14 protein-coding genes, 1 tRNA gene and 2 pseudogenes are annotated in these 22,020 nt (G+C 60.4%); 10 read left to right on the top strand and 7 right to left on the bottom strand.

Annotated elements, in window-relative coordinates; all coding sequences use genetic code 11:
• Window positions 1-226 precede the first annotated feature (226 nt).
• Window positions 227-670: an IS630 transposase-related protein gene (locus tag JO965_RS46035; RefSeq protein ID WP_246777371.1), complete on the top strand. Its 444-nt coding sequence runs from the start codon at window positions 227-229 to the stop codon at window positions 668-670.
• 95 nt (window positions 671-765) lie between these two features.
• Here JO965_RS46035 and JO965_RS46030 read toward each other — a convergent pair whose 3' ends face one another.
• On the bottom strand, window positions 766-1,464 hold the full coding sequence (locus JO965_RS46030; RefSeq protein ID WP_203448382.1) for an IS6 family transposase: 699 nt from the start codon (window positions 1,462-1,464) through the stop codon (window positions 766-768).
• A gap of 37 nt (window positions 1,465-1,501) precedes the next feature.
• Between JO965_RS46030 and JO965_RS46025 the strand changes: the two are divergent.
• Window positions 1,502-2,002, top strand: a pseudogene (locus JO965_RS46025) (transposase); the annotation flags it as partial.
• Window positions 2,003-2,836: 834 nt separating this feature from the next.
• Entirely contained in the window at window positions 2,837-3,316 is a 480-nt protein-coding gene (rnhA, locus tag JO965_RS46020; protein ID WP_203448381.1) for a ribonuclease HI, read from the top strand.
• Window positions 3,317-3,477: 161 nt separating this feature from the next.
• Here the strand turns inward: rnhA and JO965_RS46015 are convergent, their stop codons facing one another.
• Complete coding sequence (locus JO965_RS46015; protein WP_203448380.1) at window positions 3,478-4,074, bottom strand: calcium-binding protein; 597 nt, start codon at window positions 4,072-4,074, stop codon at window positions 3,478-3,480.
• A 649-nt stretch (window positions 4,075-4,723) separates the two neighbouring features.
• Here JO965_RS46015 and JO965_RS46010 point away from each other — a divergent pair.
• Window positions 4,724-4,813: transfer RNA gene (locus tag JO965_RS46010), tRNA-Ser, on the top strand.
• A 256-nt stretch (window positions 4,814-5,069) separates the two neighbouring features.
• On the opposite strand, the gene JO965_RS46005 is transcribed toward JO965_RS46010, so the two are convergent.
• Entirely contained in the window at window positions 5,070-9,683 is a 4,614-nt protein-coding gene (locus JO965_RS46005) for a RecQ family ATP-dependent DNA helicase (RefSeq protein ID WP_246777380.1), read from the bottom strand.
• Window positions 9,684-9,977: 294 nt separating this feature from the next.
• Between JO965_RS46005 and JO965_RS48850 the strand changes: the two genes are divergently transcribed.
• The 4 genes from JO965_RS48850 to JO965_RS45990 all read left to right on the top strand — a co-directional run bounded on the left by JO965_RS48850 (window position 9,978) and on the right by JO965_RS45990 (window position 14,780).
• Window positions 9,978-10,238: a hypothetical protein gene (locus JO965_RS48850; protein ID WP_246777370.1), complete on the top strand. Its 261-nt coding sequence runs from the start codon at window positions 9,978-9,980 to the stop codon at window positions 10,236-10,238.
• Window positions 10,239-10,609: 371 nt separating this feature from the next.
• Window positions 10,610-11,566: an IS630 family transposase gene (locus JO965_RS46000; protein WP_203448378.1), complete on the top strand. Its 957-nt coding sequence runs from the start codon at window positions 10,610-10,612 to the stop codon at window positions 11,564-11,566.
• Between the two features lie 134 nt (window positions 11,567-11,700).
• Window positions 11,701-14,148 (top strand): type IA DNA topoisomerase, encoded by a 2,448-nt coding sequence (locus tag JO965_RS45995; protein ID WP_203448377.1) that lies wholly within the window; start codon window positions 11,701-11,703, stop codon window positions 14,146-14,148.
• Window positions 14,149-14,459: 311 nt separating this feature from the next.
• Window positions 14,460-14,780, top strand: a complete 321-nt coding sequence (locus JO965_RS45990; protein WP_203448376.1) for a hypothetical protein — start codon at window positions 14,460-14,462, stop codon at window positions 14,778-14,780.
• A 185-nt stretch (window positions 14,781-14,965) separates the two neighbouring features.
• Here the strand turns inward: JO965_RS45990 and groL are convergent.
• Together groL and JO965_RS45980 are read right to left on the bottom strand one after the other, a co-directional pair.
• A pseudogene (groL, locus tag JO965_RS45985) lies at window positions 14,966-16,216 on the bottom strand (chaperonin GroEL); the annotation flags it as partial.
• Between the two features lie 52 nt (window positions 16,217-16,268).
• Window positions 16,269-16,967, bottom strand: coding sequence for an IS6 family transposase (locus tag JO965_RS45980; protein WP_203448375.1), 699 nt, complete (start codon window positions 16,965-16,967; stop codon window positions 16,269-16,271).
• Window positions 16,968-17,123: 156 nt separating this feature from the next.
• Here JO965_RS45980 and JO965_RS45975 point away from each other — a divergent pair, with 156 nt between their 5' ends.
• On the top strand, window positions 17,124-17,309 hold the full coding sequence (locus JO965_RS45975; RefSeq protein ID WP_203448374.1) for a hypothetical protein: 186 nt from the start codon (window positions 17,124-17,126) through the stop codon (window positions 17,307-17,309).
• Between the two features lie 206 nt (window positions 17,310-17,515).
• Here JO965_RS45975 and JO965_RS45970 read toward each other — a convergent pair whose 3' ends face one another.
• Complete coding sequence (locus JO965_RS45970) at window positions 17,516-19,975, bottom strand: SAM-dependent methyltransferase (protein WP_203448373.1); 2,460 nt, start codon at window positions 19,973-19,975, stop codon at window positions 17,516-17,518.
• A 4-nt stretch (window positions 19,976-19,979) separates the two neighbouring features.
• Window positions 19,980-20,708 (bottom strand): protein-L-isoaspartate(D-aspartate) O-methyltransferase, encoded by a 729-nt coding sequence (locus tag JO965_RS45965; protein WP_203448372.1) that lies wholly within the window; start codon window positions 20,706-20,708, stop codon window positions 19,980-19,982.
• Between the two features lie 217 nt (window positions 20,709-20,925).
• Here JO965_RS45965 and JO965_RS45960 point away from each other — a divergent pair, with 217 nt between their 5' ends.
• Window positions 20,926-21,951, top strand: coding sequence for an IS110 family transposase (locus tag JO965_RS45960; RefSeq protein WP_203448371.1), 1,026 nt, complete (start codon window positions 20,926-20,928; stop codon window positions 21,949-21,951).
• The last annotated feature ends 69 nt before the right edge of the window (window positions 21,952-22,020 follow it).

The following is a 22,020-nucleotide window of genomic DNA, read 5'->3' as shown; positions in this document are numbered from 1 at the left end:
TGAGCATTTCCATAACGCTGACGGGCCACTCAAGATGGTCGCTCCTGAAGTCGCTTTGAGCCGGTATGATGGTGGTCCAGATGAGGCTGGACGAGCTTTGCTCACGGTCTTCCACATCACGAACAAAGGTCCTGAGCAACGTCGGTTCTGACTGAATCGAAGGCTGTTCGGCGCGGCGGCTTCGTGATTCACTTGTCTCAGCCCCCTTCCCGGGAGGAGATGAGCAATGACCAAGTCCTACTCGCTGGATCTGCGTCAACGGGTGGCGCGCTTTGTCGAAGCCGGTCATTCCTGCCACGAAGCCGCCCGCCACTTCGAGGTCTCGGTCGCGTTCGTGGTGCGGCTGATGGCGGCGTACCGGGCCACCGGCAGTCTGGCCGCCAAACCGGAGGGCGGCTGGCGCTACTCCAAGCTCGATCCGCATCGCGAGTTCCTGCTCCATCGTGTCGCTGAGAAGGGCGACATCACCATGCCGCAACTCGCGGCTGAATTGGCGGCCCGCGGCACCAAGGTCATGCCCGCCTCCATCGCGCGCTGGTTCATCCGTCAGGGCTACAGCTTCAAAAAAACGCTGCGGGCCAGCGAACAAGGACGCGCCGACGTGCGCCAGGCACGCGAAGCGTCAGCCGCGCATGCGCCAGGAGCCGCACCGGCTCGTGTTTCTCGATGAGACCGGCACATCCACCAAGATGACCCGCCTGCGCGGCCGCTGGGCTCCGTTGCAGTAACTTGGAAAGAACACAACGAACCCATTGGAAGAGTTTGTCAGGCGGCAAGGCCGAATAGCTCGTTGACGAAGCGGATTTCGCCTGTCGCTCCTGGTGTCCGCAGGATGCAATGGCCGCGACGGATCATCCGCATCACTTCAAAGCCTTTGATGGTGGCGTAGGCAGTCTTCATCCTCTGGAAGCCGCGCGTCGGTCGGATCACACGCTTGAGCGCGCCGTGATCTGCCTCGATGATGTTGTTCAGGTATTTTGATGTCCGATGCTCGACATGATGCGCTAAGTGTCCTTCTCGCTGCAGGCGCCGGATCGCCTTCGGGTAAGATGCCAGTTTGTCGGTGGTAATAGACATGGGCGGACAGTCTCTCATCGTCCTCAAGGCTTTGCGCAGGAAGCGATAAGCTGCTCTGGTATTCCGGCGGTCTGAGAGCATGAAGTCGATCAGCTGGCCGTGCTTGTCGACCGCCCGGAAGAGATATTTCCACCTTCCGCCGACCCGCACATAGGTTTCATCGACGCGCCAAGAGCCAGACCGATGTCCCTGGTAGCGGCGAGCGCGTTTCTCAAGCTCCGGCGCATACCTCTGGACCCATCGGAAAATAGTGGATGGGTCCACCTCGACGCCACGTTCCTGCATTATCTCAGAAAGGTCGCGGTAGCTGATGCCGTACCTGCAGTACCAGCGCACGCAAAGAAGGATGATCTCAACTGGAAAGCGGTGGCGCTTGAACAAGGACAATGAGGCGGCTCCTCAGGTAGCCACCACAGTCTAAACTGCCAAGATTAATGCAACAGTCCCCAAGACCCTCAGTTCCGGCGCTAAAGCTGAAGGTCGCTTTGGCAAGCAGGACTTTGTCTATCATCCTGAGGATGACACCTATCGCTGTCCCGCGGGAGAGCGCCTGACGCGACGGTGCTCAACCGTCGAGCATGGGATGCTGCTGCACCTCTACTGGACCACCTGCTGCGAAAGATGTGCGCTGAAGGAGCAATGCACGACCGGCAAGCAGCGACGCATCAAGCGCTGGGAGCACGAGGACATGCTCGATGCGATGCAGGAGCGGCTCGACCGGGCACCGGAGACGACGCGCCTGCGCCGGCAGACGGCGGAGCATCCGTTCGGGACGATCAAGGCCTGGATGGGCGCCACGCACTTCCTGACCCGGACCCTGGAGCGGGTGCGCACTGAGATGAGCCTGCATGTGCTCGCCTACAACCTGAAGCGGGTTTTGGCGATCCTCGGGCCAGGACCTCTGATGGCAGCAATCCAGTCCTGAGGCGGCGTCGCTTTAGACCACCAAGCTGATCACGATGGCTTGGACACCAGGGAGACTGACGTCCAGCCTTGTCGAAGAGCAAAACAGCCGTTGTCAGTCGCGCTCCCGCCAATCAGAGGACAATATTGGTGAGCTTGGTCAGTCGCGATCCGCGTTTTGACACGGCCTCGTTCATTCGTGGTCGCCATGAAGTCTACCGTGGGTGAAGCCGGACGTAGGATCGTCCATGAGACTAATAGGGAAGGACCAAAGCTCAAGCGCTATCGACCTATGTCTAACCAAGTGCCTCGACAAAGGGTGAGGCAGGAAGCAAGGACTCCTGAAATAGAGGAGGAAGCACTGAGCGTTAGCCAAGTGCCGATCTAGCTTTCTTTCTTCCAGCCTCACCTATTCGGTGAACACGCTTCGCACTGACACATAGCCCTCTCAGAAACCAATCACGGCAACTGAGAGGGTTTGCTGATGTGTGGGTTTGTCAGGGTATTTTGAGTCTCTGAGCCGCACCTACTGGCCGACAAAGGCCGAAGCCAAGATTGTCGCTGCATACGCTGACACAACGAAGAACGGGCCAAGCACTGAGGCCGACACAAGCAGAACTAGCGAGTTTTTGAGAGTACGCATCGTGAGCCTTTCCACTGTCTTGACCAAAGCGTAAGACACGGAACGCTAACCACGGGTTAACCTTGGCTGTAAGAACTGATGACCTGAGGAAGGCAGGAAGTCCACTGTGAACCGCTGTCTCCGAGTCAGACGATCTTAACGCCTTCCGCTGCTTATAGCCGCCCTCCATTGCCTCCCAGAGCAAGCCTCCTTCACCAAATCATTGAGAACCACATGACCAAAGAGACCGCTGAACACGCCATTGTCTTTACCGACGGCGCTTGCCTCGGAAACCCCGGACCAGGAGGCTACGCAGCCGTTGTTACCATCGAAGGAAAGGAGCAGATCATCATCGGGCGCGATCCCTCGACTACGAACAACAAGATGGAAATGACCGCAGCCATCAAGGCGCTTGAGGCTGTTCCTCATTCGACCCCGATCATCATTCACAGTGACAGTCAGTACGTCATTAAAGGCGCGACCCAATGGCTTCGCGGATGGAAGGCGAAGGGTTGGCGTAAGGCTGATGGTAAGCCTGTGCTAAACCAAGACCTTTGGCTTCAATTGGACGGGCTGATCAGCGGTCGCAAGATCACTTGGCAATGGGTCAAGGGCCATGCTGGTCATGAGCAAAACGAACGAGTTGATGGACTTGCTGATACTGAGGCTCAGATGGCCGCTATGGCGATTGGGTTTACTGGAAGATCACGCTAACGGCTGACCTGCTGACTAACAATGAGCCCTCTCAGAAGCTCATCACGGCAACTGAGAGGGGCTGATCTGTGGGTTTGTGACGGTATTTTATGGACCCTCGTATCGCATGAGACAAAGAAGGCACGTTAACACGGTCGAGTGTGCCCTCTGTCCAACCGAGTTTAGATGAACAACTCTCCCGCAGGAGGTGAGACCTGTCTGAGTGCGACCTGTACATCCTCCCAACTGGCATACAGGAACGTAATATAGTCCGGCGGCTTGCCTGATGTGTCACTTGCCTGATTTATCACCGGCCCCGATGGCTCTCTGTCGTAGTCCAGATAAACCCTCGTCTTGTCGATCTTGCCGTCCCCGTTGAAGTCGAACTCTTGGTAAGTTGTCCCTTCAGCGACGGCGTCTCCGCCAACGAGGAGGAGGCCAACTCCCTCACCGAAGACGATCGCGTCGCCCTCGGAAGGGTTTAGGTCTGTCACCGTATCCTTGCCGCCATCCCGCACGAAATGGTACGTGTCTGGTCCCTTACCACCGATCAGCCAGTCGTTTCCCGCTTCTCCGTGAAGGTGATCCGCTCCCCTTCCACCAAACAAATAATCGTTGTTAGGCCCACCGAACAGCGCATCATCCCCGCCATACCCGAAGAGCCAGTCAGAGCCTTCAAGGCCACGGAGTTCATTGGCGAGTCGGTTCCCAAACAGGTAATCATTGCCGCTGGTGCCGTCTACATTAGGGTCAGCTTCCGTCGCGTATCTGATGGCCATTTTCTCCTCCCATCAGAGCTAGGCTCAGTCGCCTAAGTACGAGCTTAGTCCTGCAATGGGGCGGCACTCTGACGCGACAAAATCTCGGCCAGCAACGGACGCAGCACGGCACCAATAACCATAGGGTTGCTTGTGAGCCTTACCCATGCCGCTGGTAAGCCATAGTCATTCAAATCGAAGGGACGCTACAGCCGAAAGGTCTTAGGGGAACATCAGCGCCGAAACCAGCACACTTGCCATGAAAGCCATTAGGACCAACAGCGGCACCAGCACTGAGGATATTACAATCAGCAACAGGGACAGACTGAGGCGTCGCATGGCGAGGCTCCCCCATGTCAGTGGGTAAAGCCTACGGCAAACCATGGCCGTAATGTGTTACATAGCGTAACCCATAAGGGGGAGGCTTAGCTTTTTGGTGCAAGAATCTCCGAGCCTATCGCTCAACCCTCGTTCAGCCCCGTTCCCCCTTGGGGTGGGCCTCGGCTTGTCACAGCGGTTGTCACAATGAATGTGACAGACGGGGTCTGGGCCGTTGCGAAGCAGACGAGACAAAGCTCTTGCTTAGCTCGGGGAAACTGATAGCCTGACCAACGTAACGGCTTGATTTGGAAGCTGTTTCGGACACGCGGCTCATCAGCCTTCGCACCCCGGAGAGGTGGCAGAGTGGTTGAATGCACCGCACTCGAAATGCGGCATACGGGCAACCGTATCGGGAGTTCGAATCTCCCCCTCTCCGCCATTTAACTCAACAGATTCAGCAGCTTAAATGCTCCTACTTCCGCCGGCAAGTTGAGGCGCGAGCGGCTCTTTGCCGTCTGATGTGTGACGGTCACAATCGCGGCACTCCAATGGCTAGGGGGTTTAGGCGAAGGGATGATCGTCAGGCACGTTCCTGGTCGTGCCTCCCGAGAGGGTCTGTATGAGGAATACCAATCCTTGAAGCGTAATGATTTCTACGGACGGCCTCAACCGCTGCCTTGATCATGATGCGCCCCTCAATGCCGAAATACCAACTCCGGGAGGATAACCTCCCAGGCTTCGCGCCGAAGCGCGCCGCGGAATTCCTCTGCATTGTCGACCTTACGCCAACGGATGATCGCGCTGGCCTTGCCTCGAATGAAGCGCAACCCGTCGGGGGGTGCGTAGCCCTGAGCCATCCGCCCAATGGTCACTCCCTTATCAGTGCGAATCTCCCAGCGTCCGTCGCACTTTATCAGTTCGATGGGATCACCGGTTTGTATCCGAGAGAGAGCTTGATGGGCTGGGTGGCTTTCCGCCTGCCTGCCGACCCAGGACAGATCCACCATGCGTGGTTCTACGGTCTGATATTGCAAACCACAGTCCGCCTGGGCTCCCTCATCTGGGGTGATCTGCCGCTGCAGTAAGGTTGCTGCGACATTCTGCAAGATCGGATGCCGGCCCTGCATTGAAACGATTGCGAGGCTGCGCTTTGCCCGCGTCATGGCGACGTAAAACAGCCGGAGTGGGGCATCGCGGTCCTCCCCCTTCGAGGAACGATCCCAGCCGCCGTCAAGGATGACAACGTCGTCAAACTCAAGGCCTTTGGCTCGATGCGCGGTCAAAAGCATCAATCCTCGTTGCTCCTGACGAGTGACCCGAGTCCATTCGACCAGCATCTCGATGATATCTGCGACCGGAACAGCTTTCCCATCGAGTTCGGCATCGAGTGCCGTGATACCGTCCGAGATCCGATCCCACCAATGGTTCGAAGGCTGCCTGGAGATAAAGCCTTTCACGGCTTCGGCCGCAATAATCTTCGCAGGCTCCGCCTTGAGGAAGTTGAGGAATTCCTGAGCTTCCCGCAAACGCCAAAATGGAGGCATGGCCTCGCTTGCGAGTTGAACCGGTATGTCCAGCGCTTCACAATAGCTCCGCACTGGTTCCAGAAGCCGCCATTCCCGTGCGACGATCGCGGCCTTTGACCAGGACCAGTCCGGGACCAGTTGTGACAGGCGGACCAGTTCATCGACGGCGGCGTTGGCCTGCGCTGCAAGGCCCGGTGCTGTGCGCAAAAGCTGAACCCGGCCCTGCGCGACCGGATCCTGCGAGGCCAGCACGCCGCCTTCAGGGGCTTTAGCACGGGCGCGATTGACGGTGATGTCATGGCCAGTCTTCATCCGATTAGCGGCTGGTGCAATCACGCGGTTTGCTGCATCAATAATCGCCCGCGTCGAACGATAGTTCTCAATCAGATAGGTGGGCTTGGCTGAGTAATCCGCTTCGAAGCGCCGGATGAAATCGATTGAGGCACCTGCGAAGGCATAGATGTTCTGGTCGTCATCGCCCACGGCAAAAAGGCTCAGGCGTTGGTCCGGGTCGTCGAATGAGCGACCTGCTACGGCGGCGATCAGGGCATATTCCTCGGGGCCAATGTCCTGATATTCGTCAACGAGGATCCAGCGATAGCCCTGAATCAGGGTTTCGCGGAGCGCCTCGGCCTCGACCTTAGACAGGCCTTCGCCTTTCAGCAGGGTGACGGCCTCCATTACAATTTTGTCGAAGTCATGTGGGGTATCCGCCTCGACCTGGCTCGCAAAGCTTGCCCCGACCAGTCGCATCGCTAGAGCGTGACAGGTCGAGACGGTTACGCTGTTGGCATCATCGCCGATCAGCTCCTTCAGCCGCTTGCGGATCTCGACTGCGGCATGGCGGTTGTAGGTCAGAACGAGAATGCCACGCGGATCTTCGCGCTTGACCCGGATCAGATAGGCGACGCGATGCACCAGCACCCGTGTTTTTCCGGAGCCGGGTCCTGCGAGCACCAGCACGTTGGTCTGTTCGCGATCATCGGCGACGATCTTCGACTGCACGGAATTTCCGAGACTCTCGACAATCTGGCGCCAGCTCTCCGGTGTGGTTTGACGGACCAAGTCGCCCGCTCGATCCGGCAACCAGCGCTTCAGGAAGGCTCCTTTGTCCAGCTGGAAATAGTCCTGCGCGAGCCGCTCTGCCTCTTTCATCGAGGTCAGCCCGCGCTCGGCATAGGCCGCCATGATATGGGTCTGGACGGTCTGTTCGCAGTAATGATCCTCGAGAGGGAGGAAATCCTTCTGAGTAAACTGTCCACCCCCAGGGCGCAGGTGAACGGTGATCGCGGGGCGGAAGATCGTCAGGCCTCGTCCAAGGGTGATCACGCCCTGTTCATGGAGCCACATGAGTGCCCGGCCGAGCAACTTAGTCACATCCCGGACTGAGCCCTTCAGGAAAACGTCCCCTGTGATGGCGGACTGCATTTTGCCCATCGTGGTCTCGACCCGGACATCTTTACCGCGCGTGCCTTTTGCCACTAGCGCTTCGAGATGTTGGATTAAAAGCTCCGCCCCTCGACGCCTGATCTCCGCCGTCCGGCTAACCATTTCCCACGACCGCTGCAGTCGCACGAAGCAAGTGTTTCGATTCACCTTGCGCAAATGAATGTTGCCGCGTCCGCCGTCCTCGTCGCGCCCGTCCTGCGCCAAGCTGCGCAGATGCGCCTCAACCAGATCCGGGCGCACGCCCAGATGGCCCTGATCGCGCAGAACTTGACAGGTCGCGGCGAGATGCAGAGGCTGCGCTTCGCCGCCCTCAGCATCTGGCGACGCCTCGCGCATGGCGTCGATCAACGCGGCCTCCAATGCCGTAGCGACCTGGAACCGCTGTTTCGACGACCCCTCGACCCCGACATGAACGAAGATCGTAATGGCTGTATCGTCCGTTGCGATACCAAGTGCTTCGAGATCGGACAATGCCTTCCGAAGTGCGCCACCGGTCAGGCCACTGGCGCCGGAAAGCTCGTCGGTCGAGACACCAGCATCGGGGGAGGCCGTCATTAGATGCCGCACCAGATCCAGTAGCTGCTTACGCCGGGTTCTGGTCAGCTCAATCTTGGACAGAATCTCCTCGGCCTCTGTCAGCGTGCGGATACGCAGCGAGGAAGGGAAGACCTGCACCCGGTTCTCCTCCCGGGTTAGCAGAGTTGATTCTTCGAGCCAGGCAACGGCCGTCTTGACCCGTGTGTCGTCTGTGGCGTTATCGCGCTCGAATTCCTGCGCCGTCTCTTCCCGCACTATCTCGCCCGGCGTGGCGACGACCTCACCGTTGTGCTTTCCACGGGTATCCAAGCGGCGGAGCGCCTTCAGGATCGCGCTGATCTCATGGCGCGCCAGACGCGAGCGGGCGCTGAGAGAGAATTGCCGTTCGACGTCCTCGGTGGTGAACAAAAGCACGCAGACCGCCGGATCGCGGTCACGTCCAGCCCGGCCGGCCTCCTGCAGGTAGTTCTCAAGCGAGCCCGGAATGTCGCCATGCACCACCAGCCTGATATCGGGCTTGTCGATCCCCATACCGAAGGCGTTTGTGGCCGCAATGACCCGCAGCTCACCGACACGAAAACGCTCTTGCACCTCGTGCTTGCGTTCGGGCGTCAGGCCAGCATGGAAGAAGTCCGCTGCCAACCCCTGTTGTTGCAGGAAGCCTGCGACACGTTCAGTCGCAGCACGCGTGGCGCAATAGACCACGGCGCCTGACGCACCATCGCGCGGCAGGGCGCGTTCGATCATATCAAGAATGTCGGTGAGCTTGCGGCTGCGGTGGGTCTCGTGCACCTCGAAGGCGAGGTTCTGGCGGGTCGCACCGCCGTCGAGCAGAAGCAGTTCCACCCCTAGGCGGGACTGGAAGTGATCACGGATGTCGCGCACCACCTCCGGCTTTGCCGTCGCAGTCAGGCAGATCACCGGCGCGGGCTCTTGATCCCCGGAATACTCACGGATAAAGCGCGAGACGTAGCGATAATCGGGCCGGAAATCATGCCCCCACTTTGAGACACAATGGGCCTCATCCAGGATCCAGTAGCCGACCTCGCGCTGCGCCAGGACTGCACGCACTGAGGGGCTGCGTAGCTGCTCGGGTGATATCAGCAACATGGCCGCGTCGCCCAACCGCACCTGATCCAACGCAGCATGGCGCTCTGGCATTGAGAGAAGCCCGTTGATCGTAACGCAACCCCCGATTCCGTGACGCGCAAGGCCTTGCACCTGATCGGCCATCAATGCGACCAGAGGCGAGATGACGACGGAAAGCGCGCCGATCTTATCGAACCGCGCCAGCGCCGGAATCTGGTAGCAGACAGACTTCCCAGTGCCAGTGGGCAGGATACCGAGAACGGATTTCCCTTCCATTGCTTCAGCGACAATGCGTTCCTGCAGCGGGCGACCAGCATCGTCCTTTGGCTCCGGCCGAAAGCTGTCGAAGCCGAACCAGCGCGATAGCGCTTTCTTCGGGTTGTTCTTCTCGCGGCACCAATGGCAGCCTGGGTCGCCGCACGCGCGGTCGCGCAAATGCCGAACGATCCGTGAGGCTTCACGGAACTGCGCCCGCACCCAGGGTGGCATAACGGAATCCCCGCCCGCGACCGAGATCCACGAAAGTGCATAGGCCATCGGCCAGCCGAGTTGTGGAGAGGACAGGCGGTTCAGTGTTTGCTGGATACGCGAAGCGCATGCCTGACCATCGAGCAGCTCCTTGATCGCCTTCTCGGCCTGTGCCGCAGCAGGTCGGGGTGCTCTGCGTAAGTCGGTAAACAGTGCATCGAAACCGTCACTCCCCGGCATGCAAGTGGTCAGGTAGTGATAGGCGATAGGAGCGGCAGGCGTCTCCTTCGCCAGGGTTGCAAAGGCTGTGATCTGGTTGGCCAGCACATCGAGCACAAGGCGCGCGTCGAGCTCCGGGTCGTTGACATGTCCTGCGTGCAACCGCCCATCGTGATGGTGTTTGACTAGATGGTTGTATGGATTGCGCGGGAAAGCTAGCGGGTTCAGCCAAAGCGTATCTATTGGCTTTGTGGCTAGTCGCGCGAGGCGGGGCCTCACCGCTGCGAGGTGAGGGAGATCAAATCGGATAATGTTGTGACCAAGCAGGAAGTCGGCCCCAGCGGCGAGTCCCTCGAGCTGATCAAAGGCGGCCTCGTTCCCGTTTCGGAATACCACTTTCTCCTGACCTTGGCGGCGAACGGCGGCAAAGGCGAAAATCTTCGCTTGACCCGGATCAACCTCAAGGTCGATCGAAAGGCAGCGGTTCAGCAAAAAATCATCAATGCGCCCGATCTCGGCTCCATCCATGCGCCTGTCTTCTGTCTACGATATCAAGTTCCTGATTTTGCGAAATAAGCACGACAGATGGGTGGACGCTAGAGATAAAACATTGTTGCGACGAAGCTTAGCAAGGTATGGTTATCTTCGCTTAGGGAAGTCGAGGTAGCGCTGTTCATACAATTGAGAGTTTGGTCTAAACACTCTGCGATCAGCTATACACTTGAAGCGAGCTTACTGGCCGGCATCCCGAGTGCAGCCCGTGACAGGCACATTTGTTCCCGCTTCTGCCGTACAGGCTCTGAGGACATCAGAACGAGCCGTATCCGCAGTTCGCTGAGAGCACTGTTAGCGCTGCTCAGCCTCTAGAGCACCGGACTGGAAATCCGACTCCCGGGGTTTTGGGCTGGCGCGATCCGTGATTCACTTGCTGGAACGGGAGGTGGATCATGGGTCATTGCTATTCCCTGGATCTGCGGGTGCGCGTCGCCGACTTTGTCGAGGCCGGTCATTCCTGCCGAGCGGCAGCCGAGCACTTTGACGTCAGCGAGAGCTTGGCCATCAAGCTGGTGCGGCGAACGCGGGACACCGGCTCGCCGGCGCCGGCCCGGCAAGGCCGCCCGCCCGGACGCGGCAAGCTGGTGGCTTATGAGAGCTTCCTGATCCAGACGGTCGAGGCCCACCCCGCCATCACCATGCCCGAACTGGCCGCGAGGCTGCTGGAGGAACACGGGGTGATGGCAGCTCCCGCAATGCTCTCGCGCTTTCTGTGCCACCGCGGCTTCAGCTATAAAAAAGTCCTGATGGCGGCGGAATGCGCACACGCCGCCGTGCGGGATGAGCGCCGCGTCTGGCATACCCACCGTCAGCCGCATATGCGCCAAGAGCCGCACCGCTTGATCTTTCTCGATGAGACGTACGTCAACACCAAGATGACGCGCCTGCGCGGACGTTCTCGCCGCGGCCAGCGCCTGCGCATGAAAGCTCCCTTTGGACACTGGACAACCCATACCTTTGTAGCCGGGCTACGGTGCAGCGAGTTGAGCGCTCCGTGGGTGATTGATGGCCCGATCACCCGGTTGGCGTTTGAGGCTTATATCGAGACCCAGCTCGCGCCGACGCTGCACCAAGGCGACGTGGTAATCCTCGACAACCTGGCTGCCCACAAGAGCGAGAAGGCCGCCCAATGCCTGAAGCAACGCGGAGCCTGGTTTCTGTTCCTGCCTGCTTATTCGCCCGATCTTAATCCCATTGAACAGGCCTTCGCCAAGATCAAGGCACACCTGCGCAAAGCTGAAGCCCGAACCTTTGACGCGCTTTGGCGCGCCCTCGGCGACATCTGCAATCTCTTCGAGCCGCACGAGTGTTGGAACTTCCTCAGGGCGGCCGGATATGCGTCCGTTTAACCGTCCGGTGCTCTAGTCCCGTCCTTCCGTTGACCAGCAATGTCACTGCAGCTAGTGTTCTCTATCCGTTCTTGATTGTAGGCCTGCGCTCGCTTTGGGCTGTAGGTTACAATGATATTGCATGATTGTAGGTCATGACCGCCCAATCAGCCCCGCGCACGCTGTTCTTCTTCGAGAAGCCGTCGGCCATGCGCCAACTGCAGCGGTTTTTCAAATCGCCGAGCACTGTCTGCGTCTCCGCCGAGGGCCATCTCTTGGCTGCCGAAGAACCCGGCAATGTTCGAGATGAGTGGAAATCTTGGCGCTTTGACACGCTCCCGATCGTGCTCGACCGTATTCCTGTTACATACGGCACTAGCCGCTCCGGGCAGTCATACAAGCCGAAGATCGAGGCGGTCAGGCAGGCTCTCCAGGGTGTGGAGCGCGTCATCATCGCCACTGACCCGGGCCGGGAGGGCTCGATGATTGCCTGGGAGGTGCTTGAACATCTTGGCTATCGGGGTCGGGTGGATCGTCTCAGGCTCGGAGCGCTAGATGAAGTCTCGATCCGGCGAGCGTTCGCGGCCATGGCCAAGGAGACAGATTCGGGGGAGCGGGACTATGCAGCCTACCTCGAGGCTCTGTGCCGCCAATACGAGGACTATCATCTCGGCCTTAATGGCACTCGCGCCATCTCCTTGCGGCTGCGCCCACCAGCCTTCCGGCAGCCCTGGCGCTTTGGCGGTGTGCAGACTCCGACGCTTGCGATCCTAGCTGACCTCGAGAAGCGCATCCGTGACTTCGTCCCGCAAGACTATTTCAAGATTGCTCTGACGGTCGCGACAGACGGGGGAGCCGAGATCACCCTCTGGCATGCTCCCAAAGACAAGATCCTCGACAAGCAGGTGGCCGAAACGATTCAGCAGGCAGCCGCCTCCTGGTCAGGTCCGCTTGGTGTCGAGCAGAAGGATGTGCGCCGGACGCCTCCTCGCCTGTTCTCCAAAGACACCCTCGCCCGTCGCTGCGCCAAGCGGTTCGGCTGGGATCCTCAGCACACGGCCAAGCTGGCACAGGAGCTCTATGATCAGGGCTACTTGACCTATCCTCGCACCGAATCCGAGCACCTGCCCGAGAGTCAGACAGGCGATGCCAGTGCTGTGATCGCGAGTGTTGTCGGGGCCCTGACTGATCTTGCCAGCCTCGTGCCAGCCGCGAGCAACCTCGTGTTCCGCAAGGGCAACAAGGGCCATTACGTCAAGGATCCTGGCGAGCACCACGCCATCGTGCCGCTGCGCAAGGTGCCCCAGCTAGGGAGCATCAGCGGAGATCATCTTCGCCTCTGGGAGTTGGTCGCCAAGAGCTTCCTGGCGGCCCACCTGCCCGATGGTATCGATGCTCGGACTACCATTGCTGTGCAGGTCCCGACCCCACTTGGCTCCAAGCGGTTTTCGATCAGCGGCAGCGTGATCAAGTCTCCGGGCTGGCGCGCTGTCTATGGAGCCGAGGCTGACGAGGAGAATGAGGCTGTTCCGGGCAAGGCCAAGCCGGACGAGGAGCCCACCACCGGACGCCTCCCGCCTGTCCGCGACAACGAGCCTGGGAAGGCAACTGACGCTCGAATTGAGACGGCCAAGACCGAGCCACCACGGCGGATCACGCGCGGCGAGTTGCCGGTCGTGATGGGCCGCCTCGTCGATCAGGTGGAAGACCCAACACTCAAAGCTGCTCTCGAGAACCCGGCGAACCCAAACGAGCCCAAGGGGCTCGGAACCGCGGCGACCCGTGACACGATCCTGCCGAAGCTCCAGAAGAGTCAGTATGTTGAGTTGCTGAAGGGTAAGGATCCGCCGATCCAAGTGACGGAAGTTGGTCTCGCGTTCATTGCAGCCGTCCGGCGTGTTTTTCCCGCCTATGGCGACCCGGTTGGCCGGGCGATGTTCGAGGCGGATCTGGCTGAGATCGGGCGTGCATCCACGCGAACTGAGGCGATTGGCAGAGCCACAGCCTATCAGGAGCGAACCCGCAGTCGTGTCAGAGAGCTGATTACGACGATTGGACAGTCGGACACTGTTGCTCTGGATCCAGCGTGTCTCCCGGCGCCCTTCACAGCGGATGGAAAGCCTCCAACGAAGGCGATGATTGCTTTCGCAACATCGATTGCCGCCCAGCGTGGCTTGAAACTGCCCCGCGGGCTCAAAAGCAATAGCGCAATCTGCCGAGCCTTCCTTGACCAGCATGCTCCGTCGCGATCTTCCAAACCGGCGGAGGCCCCGCAAACGGGCCCTCGCTCTCCAAGCGAAGCGATGGTGCGCTATGCTCGGTCGCTTGCCGAACAGCACGCAATCGAGTGCCCACCAGAAGTGATCACCAATTTCACGGCGTGCCGCGCTTTTCTCGACGAGCATTCACCAAAGGCACAGTATCCTCAGACAAAGAACCGGACTGTCAGTCCCAAAGGTCGGCTTCCAGCTGTTCGGGCGGGCAATAGTAGTGATGGACATAAGCGGGTGCCTGCGTCTGCAAGGAGACCTACAGAGACAAGAACCGAGGTCTCTCGTCGCCGCACACGATCCCGCACTGTAGCTTCCGGCAGAGACGACTAATCAAATGTTCTGAGGACGTCTAAAGGCCTGCTCCTCAAATTGCTCCACCTGTCTCTGCCCCTACTTCCTTGGCACAGCGGATTTGGCCGATTGAGTGGGCACAGGACGGGCACGCGTTCAGGGCGCACCAGCACGTTGATTGTGCGGACGAGGCCTGGCTGTCGCCGGATCTACCCGGCGCTCCAGAGTGAGCACCATCTGATGAGCGGAGGTTGACCCCACCTGGAAGCGGCGTCGGGCGCTTGACAGGCAGAAGCGCAAGCCAGACATTCGCTCGATGATCTAGCCCGGCTCTATCATATGGCACCTCTATGAAGATCGACATTGACCAGCTGACCGAGGCCGAGTTGATCGATCTCAATCACCGCATCGTCGAGCGCCTGCGCTTTCTCGACCAGATGCGCGCTCATGTGGAGATGCTGGAGTTCAAGATTGGGGACCGGGTCACCTTCCAGCCTCCCGGCCAGGGCCCACTCGAGGGCATGTTGACGCGCTACAACAAGAAGACAGTGACGGTGATCACCGATACTGGGCAGAAGTGGAATGTCTCGCCCACCCTCCTCAGCAAGGTCAAACCGCCCAAGGGCAACAACACGGCCGGATCCAACGTGGTCCCGCTGAATAAGCGCTGACGCGACTATTGCCTCGGGCGTGGTTGGACGAAGAACGGTAGCGACCTGGTCTCACAGCCCGCGTAGTGCGGCGCACCTGTCCGTCCAATCTTCGCCTGTGTGATCGCCTATAGAGAATTCACAACACAAACGAAAAAGCCCCGGAGCAATCCGGGGCCGTTCCAGTTGGATGGTGGGAGCAGGACTTAGAAGTCCATGCCTCCCATGCCGCCCATGCCACCACCTGGCATCGCAGGAGCGGCTTCCTTTTTCGGCATTTCGGCGACCATAGCCTCGGTGATGACGAGGAGGCCGGCGACCGAAGACGCATCCTGGAGGGCCGTGCGCACGACCTTCGCTGGATCGACAATGCCGGCATGGAGCAAATCAACGAATTCCTCGGTCTGGGCATCAAACCCGAAGGTTTCAGAGCCGGTATTATCTGTGATCTTGCCGACCACGATCGAGCCCTCGACGCCGGCATTCTCGGCGATCTGGCGGATCGGAGCCTCCAGCGCCCGCAGCACGATGTTAATGCCGGCCTGAATGTCCGGGTTGTCACTCTTCAGCTTGGCGACCGCCGCCTTGGCGCGCAGCAGTGCGGTGCCACCGCCGGGCACGATGCCCTCTTCCACCGCAGCCTTCGTGGCGTGCAGCGCATCGTCGACACGATCCTTCTTCTCCTTCACTTCGATCTCGGTGCTCCCGCCGACATGAATCACCGCGACACCGCCGGCGAGCTTGGCGAGGCGCTCCTGCAGCTTCTCACGGTCGTAATCCGAGGTGGTCTCCTCGATCTGCGCCTTGATCTGCTGAATACGTGCCTCGATGTCCCGCCGGTCACCGGCTCCGCTGACAATGGTGGTGTTTTCCTTCTCCACCCGCACGGTCTTGGCTCGCCCGAGCATGTCCAGCGTGACATTCTCAAGCTTGATGCCGAGGTCTTCGGAGATCGTCTGACCGGCGGTGAGGACGGCGATGTCCTCAAGCATGGCCTTGCGGCGATCGCCGAAGCCCGGCGCCTTAACGGCGGCGATCTTGAGGCCACCACGCAGCTTGTTGACCACGAGGGTGGCCAGAGCCTCGCCCTCGATATCTTCCGCAATGATCAACAGCGGCTTGCCGGTCTGAACGACCGCCTCGAGGATCGGCAGCAGAGCTTGGAGCGAGGAGAGTTTCTTCTCGTGGATGAGGATGTAGGGATCCTCGAGCTCCGCGATCATCTTCTCGGCGTTGGTAATGAAGTACGGCGAGAGATAGCCGCGGTCGAACTGCATGCCCTCGACGACGTCGAGTTCTGTCGCAGCCGTCTTGGCTTCTTCGACCGTAATGACACCCTCGTTGCCGACCTTCTGCATGGCCTCCGCCAGCATGCGGCCGACCTCGGCATCGCCGTTGGCGGAGATGGTGCCGATCTGGGCGATTTCTTCGGACGAGCCAACCTTCTTGGCGGGTTTTGTCGCAAATTTTGGCTGCGGACAGAAAGATGCCGGAGTGGCTTGCAACTGCTTATGCAGCGAGCCACTCGAACTGCTCCGCGAGCGACGGTCGCGGATTCCCGGCGCATTTCGCCTGTCCTTTGCGGATCATGTGGATCATCTCGATCCCGCTGAGAATCGCGCGAGCACTGTCCATGGACTTGAAACCGAGCATCGGTCGTACTCGGCGCTTGATGCGCCGATGGTCCTGTTCGATCCGATTATTCAAGTATCGGCTTTGTCCGATCCGGATCGGCTTGAGCTTACGCCTTGACCGATCCTGCAGTCGGTTTGCCGTATCGCAGGCCAGGATCGCTTCCCGGTTGGTCTGGCTGCCGTCGATGACGATCCGTTCCGGGCGGCCATGGCGCTTCAGCGCTCGGCTCAGGAAGTGCTTGGCGGCAGTGAGATTGCGCCTTTCGCTGAACCGGAACTCGACGGTATCTCCGTTGCTGTCGATAGCGCGGTAAAGGTACATCCATCGACCACGGACTTTGATATACGTCTCGTCGACGTGCCACCTGCCACTGACGGCCCGCTTGCGGAGGTTGAATCGTTCAAGCAACAGCGGCGCATAGCGTACGGTCCAGCGATGGATCGTAGCGTGATCAACAGAGATGCTGCGCTCGGCCATCATCTCCTCGAGATCACGCAGGCTGAGGTTGTAAGCGAGATACCACCGCACGCATAGCAGGATGACCGACCGATCGAATTGCCTGCCCTTGAACATCCCGCGTCATCCTCTCCTATCAGCGCAGGCCATAGCCCAACGACAGGAAAGAAAGAGTTGCGACAGAACCGCCGGCTCAACCCTGTTCTTGCGGCGCTTAACATAGTCCGGGATAGCCTCCGCTCTCGTCGTCGGGAGTTGCCCCAGAAGCCTCCCATGTCATTCCTTCCGAAGACCTGGCAGCAGCTAATCATGGAGTCTGGGCAGCCGGACCGGCGGCTGTACGAGACGGCCGTGTTTGCCGTGCTGCGGGATCGCCTGCGCTCCGGCGACATCTGGGTCGAGGGCACGCGCAACTACCAGCGCTTCGACACCTATCTACTGCCGGCTCTGTTGCATTAACGTGTCGAGCCACAGGATATAGTGCCTGCAGAACGCGGCCGGCACGCTACGGATTGTGTCTCACGAAGTTACTGCAACAGAGCCAAGCGGACTGATCAAGCTCATCCTCCTGCGCGATATCCGTAGCTGAGGTGCGGAGCGGTCGGAACCCGTCCTGCATGAGTGAGGGACCTGCCTTGTCGTCCTGCTGTAGGTCGTGTTGGCCCCTACAGCGCTCGTGAGGCATCAGAGCCTGACAAGGTCTCTTTGAGAGTTCGAGGTGTTCCCGGCATGAGCGTCAGTGCCGCAACAGCATAGAGCGCGAGCGCCAAGCAGATGACGAGAGTTAAACCGATGTGCATTGCAAGGATACTCGCGAGGACAGCCCCGACCACAGAGGCACAGCCATTGATACCCCAAGCCCATGGCACCAGGTCAGGAGCCTCTGCGGATACCCGCTCCAGGCCAAGTGGAAATGGGAGACCCATCACGAAGCCCAGGGGCGCGATCAGCACAAGGGTGATCGCCGTTTTGAGTGGAGCGGGCAAGCTGACGAGGCTCGGCAGCAGGACAGGTAATCCAATCAGATAAATCCCAGCGAATGCGATGATGCCTGCCACAGCAATCACGATGACCGCTCGTCGACGCAAAGCGAGGGGTGCCGCGATGCCACTGCCAAGACCAGCGAAGACCAGGAAGGCGGCTAGGACCACGGCAATCGCCGCAAGTGGATGGCCAAGGAACAATGTAAAGCGTTGAATGAAGCTGATTTCAATGAAGATGAACCCAAAGCCGAGAGCCAAAAAGTAAAGCACGACCTGCCACCGTGCCACGGTTCCAGGCTTGCGATGCCGGTGTCTGGCGCGCAACACCGCCAGCGGCAACAGGATGAGGACCAAGCTCGCGACTGCCGATTGCAGGAGCGTGGCGAGCACGACCAGATAGCCCGCATCCACTTGGGTCAGCCCACCCTGAGCGCGCCGGGCCAAAAGCTCGGGCAACAGCGCCCATTTGAACGAGCGGAAAAAGTAGGGCCGGTCATCGGTCGCCGGGGTGATGTAGAACTTGTAGTCGTTCAGGAAGCGCTCCCGCGCCGGGCCAAGCAGCGCCAGGGCGGCGCGGTACAGATACGGCTCGGCCCCTTGGTTGAACCGGTTCGCCTCTGCCTCGACCATGCCCGGGTACCAAGCCACGTCGAAGGAACGGGCTTCGACGAAAGCCCGGATCGCGGCGATCTCGGCGGCATTGAACGGCCCGTTCTTCATCAATAATGTTGCCGTGTTCCAGCTATGGATCATCGCCAGCTGAGCGCCGGGGGATGAGACACCCCTTTGCTCGAGAGCCACAGCGGCAGTGGCGAACAGTTTGATGGCATCGCGGGGCGGCGTGAGCAGCCAGCGCGTGATGGCCAGCAGCCCGCCGGGGGCGAGATGCCCATAATAAGCCTGAAGCGCTTCCACCGTGTAGAGTGGACTCTCCCCAAGAGCCTGAACACCGGCCGCGGCCGCCGTGAACGAATCGAGGAGTGCCAGCTGGATCAAATCCCAACGCTGCCCACTCGCCTCGACAAAGCTGCGGGCTTCGGCGATGTGCACTGTGACATCCTCGCGCCGATAGATCCCTCCGGCCAAAGCCGAGAATGGCCCCCGCACCAAGTCGACCAAGTCCGGATTGAGCTCAAGCGCATCGATGTGTGCTGCGCCATGGTACAGAGCGCTGAGCACGTCGGCGCCTCCTCCCGCCCCGAGGATCAGCGTGCGTGGCGTTTTGAGGAGGTGGTACGGCAGTGCTGTGATCTGCTGATCGAGATAGTCGAGCGCACTCTTGTCACCCGTAAAGCGGGTGATGACGGTCAGCGCTTCGGCATCCGTGAAGACACCCAGCTGCGGTGGTGGCTCCGACGTGGCGCCGAGGCTGAGCCCGGGAGCATAACGGAACGAAACAACCGGGCTTTCGACCACCGTCAGCAGCCCCAATGGACTAGACCGCTGCGCCAGGACATGGGCATCGGGGGCGGTCAAGGCTACGCTCAGGCCCTTGTACGGTGAGGGCTGGAGCTGCAGCCATGACGATGGCCAGGCAGCCGACGAGATTACCGCAAGGGCAGCCAACGCAGCAGCCGAACGGCGAGCGCCCCTGTCCCATGCGGTCAGTGCGGCGGCAACGAAGCCCAGCCCGCCAATGATCCGCAGGCAATCCTGCGGTGGAAGCACGTACAGCAGGGCGACAATCAGCAGCGCACCGGCACCGGCGCCGAGCAGATCCGCGCGATAGATCGCGGCAATCCGATCGCTGCCCTGGGTGAACGCCAACCCGATTGCGGCACCGGAGGCAAAAAAGGGCAGGGTCAGCAACAGGCAAATCCGCGCCAGATGAAGCTGCTGGTGAACATCCCAGGTCACCTCGAGTGGATTGAACGGCACCCGCTGTGCGAGCGCAAAGCCTCCGACAGTGGAGACCGCGAACAACACGGCGCAGCCGGTGAAGCCGACGCCAAAGGATGATGAGGTGTGTGCTCCTCGTGCGAAGGCCAGGACCGTGCCGCTGGCGCCAATCCCGAGCAGCGCCACGCTGATAATCATGTAGGCGAAATGGTGCCAGAGCAGGATCGAGAACAGGCGCGCTAGCAGGATCTCGTAGGCGAGGGCGGCGCCTGCGAGAATGCCGATGGCGACCAGGAGTGCCATGGCCCTAGCGATTACCGCCAGTCAGCGGGACGAAGTGGACGGGCAGGAGTGTGCGAGTATGCACTTGCTCCCGCGTGTCTTTCTCGACCAGCATCAGGTTCTGAGCCATGAAGGGCGGCCCGACCGGAATGACCATGCGGCCCCCCGGCTTGAGCTGCCTGACAAGAGGCGGGGGAATATGGCTTGCGGCCGCTGTGACAATGATCGCATCGAAGGGGCTGTGTTCGGGCCAGCCGTGATAGCCGTCGCCGTGGCGCACCGTCACATTGCCGTAGCCCAGTGCCGCCAAACGCTCCGTTGCCCGCTTGGCCAGCGCGTCCACGATCTCGAGCGAGTAGACCCGCCTGACCAGCGGCGACAGGACGGCAGCCTGATAGCCGGAGCCGGTCCCGACCTCGAGAACAACATCATCCTTGTCTGGCCTCACAAGGTCGGTCATGAGGGCGACGATGTAGGGCTGTGAGATCGTCTGGCCGTAGCCGATCGGCAGGGGCCGGTTGTCATAGGCCGCGGCTCGGGCCTCTGCCGGCACGAACTCGTGCCGTGGCACCTGCCGCAAGGCAGCCAGAACGGGTGGGGCAAGGCTATCGGTACCCGGGGCAGCGGCGATACGGGTGGCGAGCCCCTCGATCGTATCGACCATTTTCTGCCGCGCTGTCCCATAATCCGGCTCCGCGGCTGCGGCGGTCAACAGCGGCAGAGCTGTGGCGAGCAGGACCAGCGTGCGAGCCATGACCTGAGCCTTGACAGGTATCCTGAAACCAACCCCTTCGCTCCCACCGACGTTCCAGAAGCGCTTGCTTCTTACCAGCTCTACTTGGGTTTGCTACTGGCCAATTCCCGATCGGGATAGGCCATACCGGCCCATGACGCTTTGATGAGGTGGACGCCCCCCAACGGCCCCGATGTGCCACAGTGGAGGTGTTGCAAACCACTTACGGGAGGCGTCTATGGGAGAAGTTAGCACGATTGGGGTGGATCTGGCCAAGAGCGTGTTCCAGGTCCACGGAGCTGATGCATCCGGCGCGGTTCTGTTCCGCAAGAAGCTGAGGCGGCACCAGGTTCTCACTTTCTTTGCCGCCCAGCCACCCTGCACGGTGGCGATGGAGGCCTGCGGCAGCGCGCATCACTGGGCCCGCGAGATCGGCAGACTTGGTCATATGGTGCGGCTGATCCCACCGGCTTACGTCAAACCATACGTCAAACGACAGAAGAACGACATGGCCGATGCCGAGGCGATCTGCGAGGCAGCCCAGAGGCCGACCATGCGTTTCGTGGTACCCAAAAGCGAGCAGGCGCAAGCCGCCGCTGTCGTGTTTCGGGCGCGCGATCTCCTCGTGAAGCAGAGAACCCAGATCATCAATGCCCTTCGGGGACATCTGACCGAGTTCGGCATCGTGGTGGCGAAAGGCCCGGCTCACGTTCCTCAACTGGTACGGGCTGTCGAGGACGGGGCCGAGCCGATCCTGGAGCTCGCCCGCCCGATCCTCCAGGGACTGATCGAAATGCTGCAGGCGCTGGATCACAGGCTTGCTGGGCTCGACCGCAAGATTGCTCAGCGGGCCAAGGAGGACGAGACGGCGCAGCGCCTGATGACCATCCCCGGAGTGGGACCCGTCACTGCCACCGCCCTGGCGGCACTCGCACCACCGGCTGAGACCTTCAAGCGCGGGCGGGACTTTGCCGCCTGGGTCGGGCTCACGCCCTTGCAGCATTCCACGGGCGGCAAGCAGAAGCTCGGCGCCACCTCAAAAATGGGCGAGCGGACGCTGCGTCGCTTGCTGATCCTCGGGGCCAGCGGCGTCTTACGTTGGGCGGCCCGCAACGGGGCCCCCGCGGGGTCGTGGATCGCGCGGATGGTGTCGCGCAAACCACCGATGCTGGTGCGGGTGGCGCTGGCTAACAAGATGGCTCGCGTCATTTGGGCTTTGATGGCCAAAGGCGGGATCTACCGAGCTCCGGCCGCGAGCGTGTAAGCGCTCGCGTCTGTGGGGCTGTTGGGGCGTAGGAAAGTCGAAGGAGAGGGATGGCGCAACGGTCGATGA

Source organism: Microvirga sp. VF16, from assembly GCF_016864375.1.
In the GTDB taxonomy this organism is placed as follows: Bacteria; Pseudomonadota; Alphaproteobacteria; order Rhizobiales; family Beijerinckiaceae; genus Microvirga.
This window is presented reverse-complemented; position numbering and strand designations above follow the sequence as displayed.

Coding starts and splice junctions, on each gene's coding strand:
- JO965_RS45995 (WP_203448377.1), top strand. CDS start 11,701: ATGACCGCCCAATCAGCCCCGCGCACGCTGTTCTTCTTCGAGAAGCCG.
- JO965_RS45980 (WP_203448375.1), bottom strand. CDS start 16,967: ATGTTCAAGGGCAGGCAATTCGATCGGTCGGTCATCCTGCTATGCGTG.
- JO965_RS45975 (WP_203448374.1), top strand. CDS start 17,124: ATGTCATTCCTTCCGAAGACCTGGCAGCAGCTAATCATGGAGTCTGGG.
- JO965_RS46005 (WP_246777380.1), bottom strand. CDS start 9,683: ATGCCGGGGAGTGACGGTTTCGATGCACTGTTTACCGACTTACGCAGA.
- JO965_RS46035 (WP_246777371.1), top strand. CDS start 227: ATGACCAAGTCCTACTCGCTGGATCTGCGTCAACGGGTGGCGCGCTTT.
- rnhA (WP_203448381.1), top strand. CDS start 2,837: ATGACCAAAGAGACCGCTGAACACGCCATTGTCTTTACCGACGGCGCT.
- JO965_RS45965 (WP_203448372.1), bottom strand. CDS start 20,708: ATGGCTCGCACGCTGGTCCTGCTCGCCACAGCTCTGCCGCTGTTGACC.
- JO965_RS45960 (WP_203448371.1), top strand. CDS start 20,926: ATGGGAGAAGTTAGCACGATTGGGGTGGATCTGGCCAAGAGCGTGTTC.
- JO965_RS45970 (WP_203448373.1), bottom strand. CDS start 19,975: ATGGCACTCCTGGTCGCCATCGGCATTCTCGCAGGCGCCGCCCTCGCC.
- JO965_RS46015 (WP_203448380.1), bottom strand. CDS start 4,074: ATGGCCATCAGATACGCGACGGAAGCTGACCCTAATGTAGACGGCACC.
- JO965_RS45990 (WP_203448376.1), top strand. CDS start 14,460: ATGAAGATCGACATTGACCAGCTGACCGAGGCCGAGTTGATCGATCTC.
- JO965_RS46000 (WP_203448378.1), top strand. CDS start 10,610: ATGGGTCATTGCTATTCCCTGGATCTGCGGGTGCGCGTCGCCGACTTT.